This is a genomic window from Corallococcus sp. bb12-1, from assembly GCF_026626765.1.
In the GTDB taxonomy this organism is placed as follows: Bacteria; Myxococcota; Myxococcia; order Myxococcales; family Myxococcaceae; genus Corallococcus; species Corallococcus terminator.
Genome location: NZ_JAPNJZ010000021.1, coordinates 12,361 through 26,865, shown reverse-complemented (window position 1 = coordinate 26,865; position 14,505 = coordinate 12,361). Strand labels below are relative to the sequence as shown.

Annotated in this window: 14 protein-coding genes; 9 read left to right on the top strand and 5 right to left on the bottom strand. The window is 67.4% G+C overall.

Annotated elements, in window-relative coordinates:
* The first annotated feature begins 53 nt into the window (after positions 1-53).
* Positions 54-443: a VOC family protein gene (locus OV208_RS26095; RefSeq protein ID WP_267576611.1), complete on the top strand. Its 390-nt coding sequence runs from the start codon at positions 54-56 to the stop codon at positions 441-443.
* On the opposite strand, the gene OV208_RS26090 is transcribed toward OV208_RS26095, so the two are convergent.
* Positions 440-1,066, bottom strand: coding sequence for a hypothetical protein (locus OV208_RS26090; RefSeq protein WP_267576610.1), 627 nt, complete (start codon positions 1,064-1,066; stop codon positions 440-442). The genes OV208_RS26095 and OV208_RS26090 overlap by 4 nt on opposite strands.
* 98 nt (positions 1,067-1,164) lie before the next feature.
* Here OV208_RS26090 and OV208_RS26085 point away from each other — a divergent pair, with 98 nt between their 5' ends.
* From OV208_RS26085 to OV208_RS26060, 6 genes are all read left to right on the top strand, one after another.
* Positions 1,165-1,992, top strand: coding sequence for a lysophospholipid acyltransferase family protein (locus tag OV208_RS26085; protein WP_420715051.1), 828 nt, complete (start codon positions 1,165-1,167; stop codon positions 1,990-1,992).
* Positions 1,989-2,927 (top strand): SDR family oxidoreductase, encoded by a 939-nt coding sequence (locus OV208_RS26080; protein ID WP_267576608.1) that lies wholly within the window; start codon positions 1,989-1,991, stop codon positions 2,925-2,927. Before OV208_RS26085 ends, OV208_RS26080 begins: the two co-directional genes overlap by 4 nt.
* Before the next feature lies 1 nt (position 2,928).
* On the top strand, positions 2,929-4,164 hold the full coding sequence (locus OV208_RS26075) for an MFS transporter (protein ID WP_267576607.1): 1,236 nt from the start codon (positions 2,929-2,931) through the stop codon (positions 4,162-4,164).
* Between the two features lie 91 nt (positions 4,165-4,255).
* Positions 4,256-5,497 (top strand): endonuclease domain-containing protein, encoded by a 1,242-nt coding sequence (locus OV208_RS26070; RefSeq protein ID WP_267576606.1) that lies wholly within the window; start codon positions 4,256-4,258, stop codon positions 5,495-5,497.
* A 2-nt stretch (positions 5,498-5,499) separates the two neighbouring features.
* Positions 5,500-6,519, top strand: coding sequence for a hypothetical protein (locus OV208_RS26065; protein WP_267576605.1), 1,020 nt, complete (start codon positions 5,500-5,502; stop codon positions 6,517-6,519).
* A 22-nt stretch (positions 6,520-6,541) separates the two neighbouring features.
* Positions 6,542-9,925: a helicase HerA domain-containing protein gene (locus tag OV208_RS26060; protein ID WP_267576604.1), complete on the top strand. Its 3,384-nt coding sequence runs from the start codon at positions 6,542-6,544 to the stop codon at positions 9,923-9,925.
* A gap of 13 nt (positions 9,926-9,938) precedes the next feature.
* On the opposite strand, the gene OV208_RS26055 is transcribed toward OV208_RS26060, so the two are convergent.
* Genes OV208_RS26055 through OV208_RS26040 form a run of 4 tightly spaced genes read right to left on the bottom strand, consistent with a single transcriptional unit; the run spans position 9,939 to position 13,290 of the window.
* On the bottom strand, positions 9,939-10,709 hold the full coding sequence (locus OV208_RS26055; RefSeq protein ID WP_267576603.1) for an Imm49 family immunity protein: 771 nt from the start codon (positions 10,707-10,709) through the stop codon (positions 9,939-9,941).
* A gap of 26 nt (positions 10,710-10,735) precedes the next feature.
* The gene (locus OV208_RS26050; RefSeq protein ID WP_267576602.1) at positions 10,736-11,326 is read right to left on the bottom strand and encodes an imm11 family protein; all 591 of its coding nucleotides are present in this window, start codon (positions 11,324-11,326) and stop codon (positions 10,736-10,738) included.
* The gene (locus OV208_RS26045; RefSeq protein WP_267576601.1) at positions 11,323-12,183 is read right to left on the bottom strand and encodes an AHH domain-containing protein; all 861 of its coding nucleotides are present in this window, start codon (positions 12,181-12,183) and stop codon (positions 11,323-11,325) included. Before OV208_RS26045 ends, OV208_RS26050 begins: the two co-directional genes overlap by 4 nt.
* Before the next feature lie 3 nt (positions 12,184-12,186).
* Positions 12,187-13,290 (bottom strand): hypothetical protein, encoded by a 1,104-nt coding sequence (locus OV208_RS26040; RefSeq protein ID WP_267576600.1) that lies wholly within the window; start codon positions 13,288-13,290, stop codon positions 12,187-12,189.
* Positions 13,291-13,490: 200 nt separating this feature from the next.
* Here OV208_RS26040 and OV208_RS26035 point away from each other — a divergent pair, with 200 nt between their 5' ends.
* Positions 13,491-13,955 carry a DUF4150 domain-containing protein gene (locus tag OV208_RS26035; RefSeq protein ID WP_267576599.1) on the top strand — a complete coding sequence of 155 codons (465 nt, stop codon included), beginning with the start codon at positions 13,491-13,493 and terminating at the stop codon, positions 13,953-13,955.
* A gap of 25 nt (positions 13,956-13,980) precedes the next feature.
* Positions 13,981-14,502, top strand: coding sequence for a DUF6484 domain-containing protein (locus OV208_RS26030; protein ID WP_267576598.1), 522 nt, complete (start codon positions 13,981-13,983; stop codon positions 14,500-14,502).
* Positions 14,503-14,505: the final 3 nt, after the last annotated feature.

The following is a 14,505-nucleotide window of genomic DNA, read 5'->3' as shown; positions in this document are numbered from 1 at the left end:
TATCCCGGGCTCCCCCCCTTGGGCGCACCCCTGCGCGGACTCCAGGAGAAGCCATGCATCACAGCCGACTCAGCACCTTCGTCATCGACTGCAAGGGGGACGACTTCGACGCGGCCGCACGCTTCTGGAGCGCGGCGTTGGGCCGGAAGCTGAAGCCGGAGGATCCGGACTCGCCCAACTACCGCGAGTTGGAGGCGACGGCCGACGAGCCCTCGCTCCTGCTCCAGCAGGTGGACCACGAAAGCCGCATCCACCTGGACATCGAGTCGGATGACCTGGACGCGGAGCTGGAACGGCTGGAGGCGCTGGGAGCGAAGCGCGTCGCCTACGTGAAGCGCTGGTGGGTGATGGAGGCCCCCACGGGCCAGCGCTTCTGCATCGTCCGGCCGCAGCGGGGCCCCTTGGAGGGGAGAGCCAACGTGTGGGACGGCGAGGGCCGTTAGGAAGCGCCCACGCGGACGTCGAGGGCGGCCTGGAGCAGGTCCAGGAGCCCCGGCCACGCCTCGGCGGACAGCCACAGTCCCTCCGGGGCGTGCACCGAGTTCATCGCCAGGGACGAGGCTTCGAAGAGCCGGGCGGCCAGCGCGCCGTCCCTCGGCAGGCGTCCCTCCACCCGGAGCACCTGTCCATCCCAGCGGAGGTCCGGCGGCAACAGCTTCTCTGCCAGGGCCTTGAGCGCGGCCCTGCCCGCGCCGGTGCGCAGCGCGCCCATCAGCAGCGATGACGCACCGGGAGATTCCTCCAGTTCCACCCGGCCCGGCGTGGCCAGCCACAGCGTGTAGCGCCCCTGTGCCAGCAGCACGCGCTCCGGGGTGGCCTCCACGCGCAGCTTCCAGCCCTTCACGGACAGCCGCAGGTCGTACACGGCGGCCAGGGAGTCCCAGGAGCGCAGCTCCAGCGCATTGACGCCCTTGAGCACCTGGCGCGACAGCGCCTCCACCCGAGCGTGGGACAACCGCACCCGCCGGCCGGCCACGTCCACCGCGACCTCCGAGGAGAGCGTGTCCGGCAGCGCCTTCGCCCACGCGAGCGCCCCCTCCAGCATTCCCGTCCACTGCCCCGCCATCGTGCGAGCCTCCCGGGCGCCCCGCCATGCAGGGCGCCTGTCGGGGGCCACAATGGGGTACGCGGGGCCCCCGTGCAAAGCGTACGCGCGGTGCTACGGTGCGCCCCGTGCCCCAGAGCGAGTCCCTGTCAGCCCGGGTGGAGCGGTTGGAGCTGCCCTTCAACGAGTACGGCGTCGACCCGTACGGCATCTCCAAGAAGCACCTGAAACTGGCGTTGGAGTTCTTCGCCTTCCTCTACCGGAGCTACTTCCGGGTGCGTTGCACCGGCGTGCAACACATCCCCAAGAAGGGCCGGGGCATGCTGGTGGGCAACCACTCCGGCGGCGTCGCGGTGGACGGGATGATGGTGCTCACCTCCACGCTGCTGGAGATGGACCCGCCCCGGCTCGCGCAGGGCATGGTGGAGCGCTTCATCCACAAGTTCCCGGTGGCCTCCCTGTGGGCCAGCCGCACCGGCCAGTTCACCGGCCTGCCCGAACACGCCGTGCGCCTCTTGGAGGACGACCGGCTGCTGATGATCTTCCCCGAAGGCGCCCGGGGCACCGCGAAGCTCTACACCGAGCGCTACTCGCTGGTGGACTTCGGCACGGGCTTCATCCGGCTGGCGCTCCAGACGCGCTCGCCCATCATCCCCTTCGCCTTCCTGGGCGGCGGCGCGGCCATCCCCACGGTGACCAACGCGTACGCGCTGGGGAAGCTGTTGGGCGTGCCGTACGTGCCGCTGACGCCGTACCTCCTGCCGCTGCCGCTGCCGGTGGGGCTTGAAATCCATTACGGCGAGCCGCTCGTCTTCGAAGGCACCGGGGACGAGGAAGACCACATCATCGAAGGGTACGTGAACCAGGTGAAGGACAGCATCGCGCGGCTCATCGAGGACCACCGCGCCGAGCGCAACCTGCGCCGCGCCCGGAGGCTCCTGCCATGAAGGTGTTGATCCCCGGCATCTCCGGCGGCATCGCGCGAAGGCTGGCGTTGCGCCTGCGCGACAGCGGGCACCAGGTCGCGGGGCTCGACATCCGTCCGTGGCGGGACGGCCCCAAGGACATCCAGGTGCACCCGGTGGACGTGCGCAAGCGCGCCGCCGAGGACGTCTTCCGCCGCTGGAAGCCGGACGCGGTGGTGCACATGGCCACGGTGACGGCCTTCACGGTGCAGGGCGGCGAGCGGGGCCGCATCAACCTGGACGGCACCAAGGCGGTGTTCGACCACTGCGCGGCGCACGGCGTGAAGCAGGTGCTCTTCGTGGGCCGGCACACGTTCTACGGCGCGGCGCCGGACTCGCCGCTGTACCACTCCGAGGACGAGCCGCCGCGCGCGCTGGAGGCCATCCCGGAGCTGGCGGACCTGGTGGCCGCGGACCTGTACGCGGCGACGGCGCTGTGGCGGCTGCCGGACATCACCACCGCGGTGCTGCGGCTCGTGTACACGTTGGGCACGCCGGGCACGGGCACGCTCGCGAACCTCATCCGCGGCAAGCGCGTGCCCATGGTGCTGGGCTATGATCCGCTGTTCCACGTCATGCAGGAGGAGGACGTGGTGACGGCGCTGCAGCTCGCGCTGGAGAAGCGCGTGCGCGGCATCTTCAACGTCGCGGGCCCTTCGCCCGTGCCGCTGTCGGTCATCATCAAGGGCACGGGCCGCACGCCGGTGCCGCTGCCCTCGCCGCTGATGTCGCTCCTGATGGGACGGGCGGGCTTCCCCCGGCTGTCGGTGGGCGCGACGGACCACCTGAGATACCCCATCGTGGTGGACAACAAGCGCTTCCTGGAGGCCACCGGCTTCAAGGCCACCTACGACGAGGGCCGCCTGCTCCGGGCCTACGCGGATTCGCTGCCCGTCAATCCGCCAGGGATGGGCTGAGATGGTGACGGAGAGCGTGAGTGTGAGCCCGGCCCAGGCGGCGACGCCCGGCCTGCTGCGCCGGGTGGAGGCGGTGGTGTTCCTCACCGTGTTCCTGGACCTGGTGGGCTTCGGCATCGTCATCCCGATGCTGCCCTTCTACGTGCAGTCGATGGGCGGCTCGGCGCGGATGGTGGGCATCCTGCTGGGGTGCTTCTCCTTCACCCAGTTGCTGGCGACGCCGCTCCTGGGGCGCTACTCGGACCGGCACGGGCGGCGGGCGGTCATCCTGCTGAGCCTGCTGGCGAACGCGGTGGCGATGGTGCTGTTCGCGCTGGCCAGCTACGAGAAGATGCTGCCGCTGCTCTTCGCCTCGCGCATCCTCGCGGGGGCGACGTCCGGGAACATCGCCGCGTGTCAGGCGGCGATCGCGGACGTGACGACGAAGCAGACGCGCGCGAAGGCGATGGGCCGCATTGGCGCGGGCATCGGGCTGGGCATGGTGCTGGGGCCCACGCTGGGCGGGGTGTTCTCTGGCCTGGGGCCGTGGGTGCCGCCGCTGCTGGCCGGGGGCCTGGCGTTGGTGGGCTTCGTGGGCGCGCTGGTGGCGATGCCGGAGACGCACCCGCCCGAGGCGCGCGCCCAGGCGAAAGCCCAGACGCGCTGGTCCGCGTTGCAGGACTCGCCCCGGCGCAAGGCGCTGGGCATGGTGCTGGGGTTGTTCTTCGCGGTGTTCCTGTCCATGACCACGCTCCAGGTGGCGTTCGCGCTGGTGGTGCAGTCGCGGCTGGGCTGGGGCTCCAAGGAAGTGGGCTACACGTTCGCGGTGGTGGGCGGGCTGGGGCTCATCATCCAAGGCGGGCTGATTGGACCGCTGGCGCGCAAGGTGGGGGAGTTCCGGCTGCTCATCATCGGGGCGTGCATCCTGGCGTCGGGAATGGCGGGGCTCGCGATGTCGCAACAGGCGCCACTGATGATGGCCTCCGTGGTGCTGGTGGGCGTGGGGATGGGGTTCCTGCAACCGCTGATTTCGAGCCTGGCCTCGCAGGTGGCCACGTCGTCGCAGCAGGGCGCCGTGCTGGGTCTGGCGCAGTCGTGTGGGGGCCTCGCGCGCACGGTAGGGCCGGTGGCGACCGGCTGGATGTATGCGTCATTGGGCACCCAGACCCCGTTCCTGACGGGCATGTTCGCCGCGCTCGCGGCGGGGGGGCTGGGGCTGCTGCTGAGTCGGGAATCGCTGGAGGACAAGGCGCGGTAAAGCATTTCCGGACCCACCCGGGTCAATCCCTCCCCGCAAGTCCCTACCTCCTTTGGGGGGCTTGTCAGCGCCCGACCTGGGAGAGCAGGCTTTGCACGCACAGGCGGTGGTGAAGCACTACCACTTCCGGGGGGCGGGCTTGCCATTGGCGGGAGATGTCGCGCTGCTGGATGCGTTGGACCGACAGGCCCGGCGCCGGGGAGAAGGCATCGCGACGCTGAGCGTGCTGGAAGGCCCGGCGGACGCCGCGAGCGCGCTCTGGGCCCGGTGGGCCGCCCGTCACGGCCTGGGGGTGGTGGAGGTCTCCGGTGAGGACCTGCACGCGGCGGCGCTGGGCTGGGCCCGGGCGCTGGCGGCGGGAAGGGACCTGGGGGCGGACGCGGAGGCGCTGGCGATGTTCAGCCTGACGGCCGCGAATCCCAGACACCTGCCGGTGTTCACGGGCAAGACGGCCCACGAGCGGCGCGTGTTGCTGGACGCGCACGCTCCGCCCGCGAGGCTGCCGGAGGCGACGTGGGCGCTGTGCCGCGCGCTCATCATCGGGAGGGACGCGACGGCGCCGGGGGTGTTGCCGGACGCGGTGACCGCGGCGCTGGCGAAGAACGTGGGCGCGGGGCTCAGGGCCCTGCATGCGCTGGTGCCGCCGGGACGGGCGCCGGTGGTGCGGGTGCCGGTAGGGGTGGCGCCGTCGCTCCGGGGACTCCAGGTGGCGGAGCGGCTGAGCAACGCGGTGCCAGCGCTCGCGGTGGCGTGCGTGGTGACGGCGGAGGCGCTGGAGTCGTTCCTGGGCGGTGGGGAGTCGCGGCTGAAGGCGCTGGTGCGCGAGGGACGGCTGGAAGTGCCCGCCGCGTCGGGGGCGGAGGGAGCGGTGGAGACGCTCCGGAAGCTGGAGCGCGCGGGCGCGTCCGAAGCGCAGCGGGTCAGCGCCGCGGAGGTGGCGCTGGAGGTGCTCACGGGCGCGGGCGAGCCGGCTCCGGACAAGTCCCGGAGCAAGGCGGAGGCATACCTGCGCGACCGGCTGGAGGAGCACGCGAGGACGGCGGGCGTCTTCGAGCACAACGTCCGGCTGCACCTCGAAGACAAGCGTTCCTGGGAGGTGGACTTCCTGAGCCGCGAATTGCGCCTCGCGGTGGAGGTCGACGGCTATTTCCACTTCCAGGATCCGGAGCGGTTCCGCCGCGACCGTCGCAAGGACCTGGACCTCCAGCGCGCGGGCTACTGGGTGTACCGGCTGCTCGCGACGGACGTGCTGTCCCAACTGGAGCACATCCTCCACACTCTCGACACGTTGATTGCGGCCCGGAAGCGCGAGCTTGCCGGGCGGGAGCCCTGACCATGGACAGCACCGACACCCCTGACACCCGACTCCAGGGCCTCGCCCTGGCCTGGCTGGCGACGCGTTCGGAGAAGAAGCCGGGCACGCGCAACGAATTGGCGAAGACGCTGCATGCCTTCGTGGAGCACCGCTGGAGCCGTGGCGAGTGGACCGAGCGGTTCGACGCGCTGCTGGAAGGGATGCAGGAGGCAAGGCTCGTGGAGAAGCGCTCGCGCACGGCGCTGGCGTTGACGGGCCAGGGCCGACAGCGGGCGTTGAAGTTCCTGAGGGTGGATTCACCCAAGGGGCTGACGTGGAAGCGGGTGAAGCAGCAGCACCTGCTGGCCCGGGGCCTGGGCCTGCCGAACTCCAAGGCGGTGCTGGGGCGGCTGGCGAACGCGGACGGCGTGCGGGCGGTGCTGCTCAAGCGCGCGCACCGCGTGGAGGGGCCGGAGACGCCCACGCTGGAGCAGGTGCGGGACCGGCTCCTGTGGAGGCAGTTGGGCGTGGAGACGGGGGAGAAGTTCTCGCTGCGCGCGGTGCAGGCGCACCTGCTGGGCCAGTTGCTGGAGCAGGAGGTCAGCGACCCGAAGCGAGGCGTGGAGCAGCTGGCCGCGCGCACGGTGGGGGCGTCGCGGGTGGACGCGGAGGTGGTGCGGCTGGCGGCGCTGCGGGAGTGGGTGCTGGCGGAAGGAGTACAGGAAACGAAGAAGAAGCCCGCCGAGCCGGTGCGCGTGGTGGCGCCCGAGGAAGCACTGCCCGCGGACACGGCCTCTTTCGCGAAGCGGGTGTTGAAGGTGGCACGGGCCCTGCCCACGGGGCGGTTCGGGGATGACAAGGTCTTCATCTCACACGTGTGGAAGGCCCTGCAGCCGGAGTGGGCGAGCCGCGAAGCCTTCGACGCCGCGCTGCTCGAAGCCAACCGCAAACGCCATCTGTCATTGACGCGCGCGGACCTCGTATCGGTCATGAGTCCAGCCGACGTGGCCGAATCCGAGGTCCGCTTCTACGGGGCCACCTTCCACTTCGTCGTCGTCTAGTCCGCCACCACCCGGAGCCACCATGCCCACCGACGCACGTCTCGAAGCATTCCTGGCGGATGGACCCGAGGTCTTCGCCAGCGTCCAGCAGGCCCAGTCCTTCTGGAAGCCAGACCCGTTCGACGTGGAGTCCATCAACATTCCCGCCCGTCGCTCCTTCGAGCGGTTGGTGAAGCGTGCCACCCGGAAGCCTGCTCCCGAATCGGGAAAGTTCCTCCTCCTCCAGGGGGAGTCCGGCAGCGGAAAGACGCATCTGGTCCGCGCCTTCCGCAACGGCGTCCACAGCAAGGAGCAAGGCTACGTCGGCTACATGCCGATGACCGTGGATGCGGCCAACTACGATCGCCACATCCTGGTGAGCCTGATTGAAGCCCTCGACCGACCCTATGACCTGAAGGCTGGCGAAGACTCGGGATTGATGCGTCTTTCCAATGCGGTCATGAAGCGATGCACGAGCGCTTTCGCGCCGCTGATCCCCGAGGAAAGCATCCTTGAGGAACACGAGCTGCACGACATGATCCGCTCCCTGGCGGATGAATTGCACGAGGAGGCGGACCTCCGGCATGTCGACGTCCAATTGCTCCGAGCCTTCATCTACCTCCAGCGTCGGGAGGCGCGGTTCCACCACCGCATCCTCCAGTGGTTGCGGTGCGAGGACATGGCCCCCGCCGACCGCGGGATGATTGGCGACATGGTGTCGCGCACCGCGGACGCCGACCCGATGAGGATGCTGACCCAGTTGGGCCGGCTGATGGGCGTGATGGGACAGGCCCTGATCCTTTGCGTCGATCAGATTGAAGACACCATCGACTTTGCAGTGGGCTCCGGAATGGACTCATCCTTCCGCCGGGCGATGAACAGCCTGGTCACATTCACCGGCAATGTTCCCACGGCCATCGTGGTGGTCTGCTGCCTGTCGGACTTCTGGAAGAAGATCCAGGCCAACCTCACGCGCTCCCTGTTGGATCGCATCGAGCAAGACCCCGAGCCAGTTGTCCTGGAACGACTGCTGACCGAGGAAACAGCCCGGGACATGGTCGTGCAGCGCCTGAAGTTCCTGTACGAGCAACAGGGCCTTTCCATTGATCCCCAGTCCCCGACCCATCCGATTCCCGCCCGTGAAATCGGAATGTTCAGCGGGCTGCGGACCCGGGATCTCCTGAATGCGTGTCGCAGATTCCACGAACGCGCCATGCAGGACGGAAGGCTGCCGAAGTCGCTCGATGCGCCCTCTTCAGGGAAGGGACACGATCAACCCGAAGCAGCGGTGTCCCCTTCGCGGCCCACCCTGGACCAGGCGTGGACCGACTTCCGCGCGAAATTCAAACAGCGGGTCCCCGAAGAGGATTCAGAGATCGCCGCGCTGCTTGCCTGGGCCATCGAGGTGGGGGGCGATGAACTGGGAGGTTCGCATCGCTTCAAGGTCGAACCCCAGGACGAGGAGAGCCTGAACGTCACCATGCAGCCCGGGGACGCGAAGATGTTCGTCGCGCTCTGCAACAAGTCCTCCAGGGGTGGCCACCTGGGACGACAGATGGCGGATGCCATCAGGGCCGCCGCGAGGCGCGTTCCCATCCTCGTCCGGACGACGGAGTTTCCAGGCTCGCTCGGGACCCTCGTCGAGGAGTCGACGACGACGCTGATGAAGCGGGGCGGACGGAGGGCGGTGCTTGGGAACAGCGACCTGCGAGAACTCCTGGCGCTGCGTGCCTTCCGTCAGGAACAGCCGGAGCCGGCCTTCGTGGAGTGGAGTCGAGCGGTCCGGCCTGTCACCCGGCTGAAATCCATCACCGACGTGCTCGCCCTGGAGAAGAGCCCTCCCCCGGAGCCCACGCGTCAGCTTCCACCGCCTCCCCTCTCCACGGGAGGCCCTCCTCCCGCGAGCGTCACGAAGCCAGTCCAGGGAGAGCGCCGTGGGGCACCGTCTGAAAGCGCGCGGCGCGTGGACACCCGGCCCGACGACGTGCCTGCCCACGGGGGTGATTCCGAATCCTCCAGGGAGGACTCAACGGCCGAGACAGGCCTGGATGGACATCAACTCACGGCCCTGGGCCCGCCCCTGGTGAGCAAGGGGACTGGCCGCACGAAGACTCCCGTCGAGATACCGCGGACGAACGTCAGTCCTCCCATGCCCGTGAGCAACACGAAGCCTGGTGCGATGCGGATTGGCATCTCCGAAAGCCTCTATACCCAGCCCGTCTTCGTCCAGCCGGATGAACTGACGAAGCACAGCGCGTTCCTCGGTGGCTCCGGAAGCGGCAAGACGACGCTCGCGTTGAACCTCATCGAACAGCTGCTCCTGCAAGGCATTCCGGCGCTGCTCGTCGACCGCAAGGGCGACCTCGCCGCGTATGCACGCGACGAGGCGTGGGAAGAGGAACTCAAGGACCCCGTCCTGAACGAGCGCCGCCGCCAACTGCGAGAACGGGTGGACGTGGCGCTCTACACCCCGGGACGCTCTGATGGACGACCTCTCGCCATCCCGCTCGTTCCGCGCGGATTGGATGTCCTGCCTCCCGAAGAGCGCGACCAGGGCGTGCAGCAGGCCGCGGAAGCCATCGCGAGCATGCTGGAGTACAAGAACAACCCCAGGGACAAGGCCGCGAAGGCGCTGCTGGCCCAGGCGTTGCGACTCCTGGTGGAGCGTCCCCTCGGGCAGGAATTGACGCTCGACCTGCTCCAGAAGTTCATCGCGTCCCAGGACATCACGCTCGTCCAGGAAGTGAGTGGGCTGGACCTCAGGGTGTTCCCCAAGCTCGCCCAGGACCTGGCGACGCTGCGACTCAATGCCCGCAACCTCCTGGCCGCCCAGGGGGAGAAGCTGGACATGGAGGAGCTGCTGGGTCGAGGAAGCGCGAAGGTTGCTGGCCGGACCCGGCTGAGCATCATCAGCACCAAGTTCCTGGGAGGAACGCAGGGCTCGCTCTTCTGGGTGTCGCAGTTGCTCGTGGAGGCCAATCGCTGGGCAAGCCAGCACCCCTCGTCCCGGCTTCAGGCCGTCCTCCTGTTCGACGAGGCGGACCTCTACCTCCCCGCGATGAGCATGCCCGCCACCAAGCAGCCCATGGAGAACCTGCTCAAGCGCGCGCGCTCGGCGGGGATCGGGGTGATGCTCGCGACGCAGAGCCCGGGAGACCTGGACTACAAGTGCCGGGACAACGTACGCACATGGTGCGTCGGTCGGGTGAAGGAAGACACGGCGATCCGCAAGCTCAGGCCCATGTTCGCGGATGCCCGTGTCGATGCGGCCGCGAAACTCCCCGCACAGAAGCAGGGACAGTTCCACGTCCTGCGCGACGGACAGGTGGAACAACTCAAGGCGGACCGGAACATCATCAAGACGGACCAGCTCTCCGAGGACGAAATCCTCCAGCTCGCGCACCGCTCCCGCGAGCAGGGGCAATGAGTCGACCCAGGCGCTATGCGAAGAAGTGCGTCCAGGAGTCCGGGCGGAAGCGAAGGGCCACCTGTTCACGGGCCACCGAGGGAATGAACAGGTGGTCCTCCAGCGGGTGCAGACCTTTCAGAACAGCGAGGCGAACCAGGGCGAGGCCCTCGACGGACACGTACCCTTCGGTCGCGAGCACCTCTTCGGCCGCCGACTCCTTCTCGCGAAGCTTCCGGAACCGCACCTCCCGAGCCTCCATCATCCGAGAGAGGCCTTCATCGAACCGGGCTTCATCCGCCACCAACAAGCCCTGGCACACCGCGAGCCGCGAGTCCGCGGAGCCCTCAAGGACCTCCTCGTAACGCTCGAGAAGGGCCTTTCCCTCGCGCGCGTCCAGCCCCAGGAAGAAGTGGTCCATGAGGAAACGGACGAAGAGGAAGTCCTCCTCGTACTCGCGGTTCCTGTCACAAGCCCGTGGGGAGAGACGCGCCAATTCCCGTGCGGCTTCGGTGTCCCCACATGCCACCGCGTCGAAGAACGGTTCGGCGCGACTGGTCAGATTCTGTCCCTCGGGCACCGAGCCTGCGAAGTGCACGAAGGCACGTGCGCTTGCATGCAGACATTCGTGCAAGCGTGCGGAGGTGCCAGACATCAGCAGCGAGCCGATGCCCGCGATGCGAAAGTTCTGGCAGAGTCGGAGGGCCTCCTTCAGGCCGGCCCTCCCGGCGAGGAAGGCCGGAAGCAGTTCCTCGTTATCGCCAAGCGCATTGTCGATGAAGACAGACAGGAACTTCGAGGCCAAGGGAGCCACCCTTCCAGTCGACGGATTCAGGGTTTCGCAGCGAAGACCGTCAGTTCCCGCAGCACCACATTGGTGAAACGCCGCTCCTGGAACGCCTTCGCCAGGGGCTCGTTCACCACGTAGAGCTGCGGGTCCTGCTGGAGGCGGAAGAGGGCCGGAGCGTCGCGCAGCTTCTCCGGCTCCAAGACCAGCTTGCGGATGCCGACAATGGCACCGCTGCGGTGGTACTTGATGTCACTGGCCTTCGCATCCACGCCGTCGATACCGCCGAGCGGATTGACGAAGAAGTAGTCCTGACTGCGAACGCGTCCCCGAGGATCCAGGAGGGCGAAGGGCAGACATTCGAGGGAGGCCTTCGGGCAGTGTTCCGCGATGACGTCCTTCATCGCACCGGAGACGATGAGGTAGTTGAAGTTGTTCCCCAACACCGAAGAGAGCTGGATGCCGGTTCGATCCTCACTCGATTGGAGCTTCACCTCCGCGGGATAGGAATCGCCAACAGGCTCACCAGCAGCCAGGCAGTATCCGTCCAGCCCCAGCACCTCTGGCTCCTGGTCCAGGAACAGCAACTCGGCATTGTTGAGATCGCCCAGGGTCTCCAGCTCGAAGAATCTCATGGCATTCCATTGAGGAGGGTATCCAGCGTTCCCCTATAGCCTGGAGTGCTCGCCTCACGGTCCTCTTTCGACTGCCGCGCGGTGATCTGCGTGTAGAGTTCCTCGGACAGCATTTCGAGCTGCTCCTTGGCAAGCGCATGGGCCAGCTTCGTGTGTTCCTTGTCCTTGCGGACGTACTTGCGCAGCTCGCCCTCGTAAGAGCGCATGATCTTGTCCAGGCGCTTCGCTACGTAGTCGCTGTACGCGCGGTGATCCCGATACAGGAAGGTGATGAGGTGACGCGGAAGATTCAAGGCGCCCGCCACCTTCCTGTCCATTGGCAGGATGACCATGTTGAGCTTGTGGTTCAGATTGTAGCCGGCTCTGGCCAGTCCCCGGCGGACGATGAGCGTGGCATTCGGGAACTTCTTCTCGAGCTTGTTGGCGGCCCCTCGGAGCTGGCTGTTGGTGACGACGTGGTGGCCGTTGTGGATGTACGGAGTCCTGTAGTCCCACTTGAAGTTCTTGCGCGTCATCGACTCGGAGACGTCCCAGTCTCCTTGCTGGGGCGCTTTGAGTAGGAACCGGTATCCCTCGGGGAAGATGGGATAGAAGGTCCCGCTTTTGCTGGTGTGGTTCCGCATCGCGTCCGTCAGGATCGGCTTGCCCCGCGCGAGCTTCTTGTAGGCGGGCCAGTTGTAGAGGTGTGCGTCCTCCAGGGCATGCTTGAAGGCCTGCCAGCGGTGGGAGCAGGTCATGGGATCCCACGCAGCGACATGTCGGTTGAGGCACCTCCCGCCTTCGGTCGTGTTCTTGACGCTGACATGAATCCTGTGTGCGACGTCTTCTTCATGCTGCTGAGCGGAAGGATCCGACACGGTTCATCCCTTCATCGAGAGGCACATCGCACCGACGTGCCCGCGTTCCGAACTGGAGACCACCAGGATTTGCGCACCTCTCGCGTAGGCACGCGCGAGCGCCCTGGCTGCCACACACACGCTGCCAGCACCGCTGGCCGCCCCCGTATCTCCCAATGAGCTGGCGGGGAGCATCAGTTGGAGGCGCTCCGCCAGCCGCGAATCAAGCCTGATCCGGACGTACCCCCACTCGTTCGCACGCCAATTCTCGCCATTCAGGTCTGAAACGATGCTGCCCGCGAAAGGCGCCTGGAGCATGGCCCCCGCCAGGGTTTCCTCCAGGGCCTCCGCCAGCGCGACGCCGGTATTGGGCTTCCGACTGAAGAAGTGGTTCTGCTCCATCCTGACCGCTGAGCTGGCGACGGCGAAACACATCGGGGGTTGCCTCCGACGAGCACTCGCGGCGGACTCCAATAAGAAGCAGGCTCCCGCCTCGCCCGGCATCAGGCCATAGGGGTGCTCCGGCGTCTTGAGCCGCCGGTCCCCCGCGAGCCACTCCATCGTCAGTGGATCACAGTAGGAATCGGCCGCGATGACGAGCACCCGATCCAGTCCACGCGTCTCCATCCAGCGACCGGCTTCATGGATGGACTGGACGGCCCCTGCGGGTCCCTGACAGAGGATGTCGACGTTGCGCTCGTCGATGGGCAGCCGCAGCGCTTCGAGAAGTGGCTGCAGGTAGGCCAATCGGACGGGAGCCTTGGAGGCGTCTGCATCGCTCGCTTCGCCACCGAACCGCTCATCGCCGTGGTACGGTGTGACGACCCGCAGTCCCGTCAACCGCCAGAAAGCGGCATCGGTGGCATCAGGAAGCGCCCCCTGGTGGAGCAGGTCGGCCACACAGGCACGGGCGAGTCGGAGCCAACGTCCGATGATGGTGAAACCCTCGGTCAGGCCGCGCACGGGGTGGCCGGTGATGGGCTCCATTTCCTGCGAGGTTTCATCCAGGACGTCGAAATAGGTGAGCGGCTGGGCACAGACAATTCCAGCACGGATGGCTGCGCAGGTCGTCACGACATCCCGCCCCACGGATGAGACCATTCCCAAGCTGGTGATGACGATGTCCAACGCGTCCTTCCTTCATCCCGGTAAGGGTGATCGTGTCGGCCCCCGCGCAACGAAGCCTCGTTGAAGCCCTCTGACCTTGGCAAGGTGGTTGGAGGTGGCCAAGGCGGGATGAGGGCAATCCTCCCCGTGCCAGCTAAATCCACGGCCCGTGAGCGTCCAGCCCGTCGACGCGCTATCATGGGCGTTGGAGGAAGGTGCCCATGCCCGTCAATACCGGTGTGAACAAGATGTCTGTCGTCACCAAGGACAGTGGCGGCGTCACCATGGCCTTCCCGGACGTCTGCAAGACGCCCAGCCCCGCCGGGCCCGTGCCCATTCCCTACCCCAACGTGGCGCAGTCCTCCGACACCGACAAGGGCACCAAGAAGGTGTCCGTGGCCGGCAACCCGGTGTGCGTGAAGGACTCCAACTTCAAGATGAGCACCGGCGACGAGGCGGGCACCGCTGGCGGTGGCGTCGCGTCCAACAAGACCAAGGGCAAGGCCGAGTTCGTCAACTACTCCTTCGACGTGAAGTTCGAAGGCAAGAACGTGGCGCGCGCCTTCGACCTGATGCTCCACAACGACAAGAACACGCCTCCCTTCCCTGTCATGCAGGGCCCCGTCATGGCAATGGGCGGCAGCGAGAAGAAACCCAAGTGCCTCGTCTGTGATCACGACGTCTAGGCACCGGCGCACCTGGATCCCCACCATGAGCACCCCCTCCGACAAGAAGTCCCTCGCTCCCGCGATGGAATCCCCCACGCCCATCCTCGGCAGCCGTGGCGGACACCTCTCCGGGCTCGATGCCTCCGGCGCCGTCCTCGTCGACTTCCCGGGCAACACCGCGGGCCCCGTGCGCGCCCGGCTCGCCGTGGCCGTGGAGGCCCAGGCGCTCCAGGCCGCCGTGACTCGACAGCAGAAGGTCGTCCTCCTCTTCGAGAACGGCGACCCGTCACTGCCCTTCATCATGGGCCTCATCCAGGAGCCCAGCGCGACGCCCCTGCTGGACGCCCTGCTGGAAGGCCCCGCGGAGCCCTCACGGACGCCCACCGAAGCCCATGTGGATGGCAAGCGCGTGGTCATCGAGGGCCAGGACGAAATCGTCCTCAAGTGTGGCGAGGCCAGCATCACCCTGCGCCGCAACGGCAAGGTCATCGTGAAGGGCACGTACCTGGAGTCCCGCGCCACTGGAACCCACCGCATCAAGGGTGGCTCCGTGGAGATCAACTAGGGC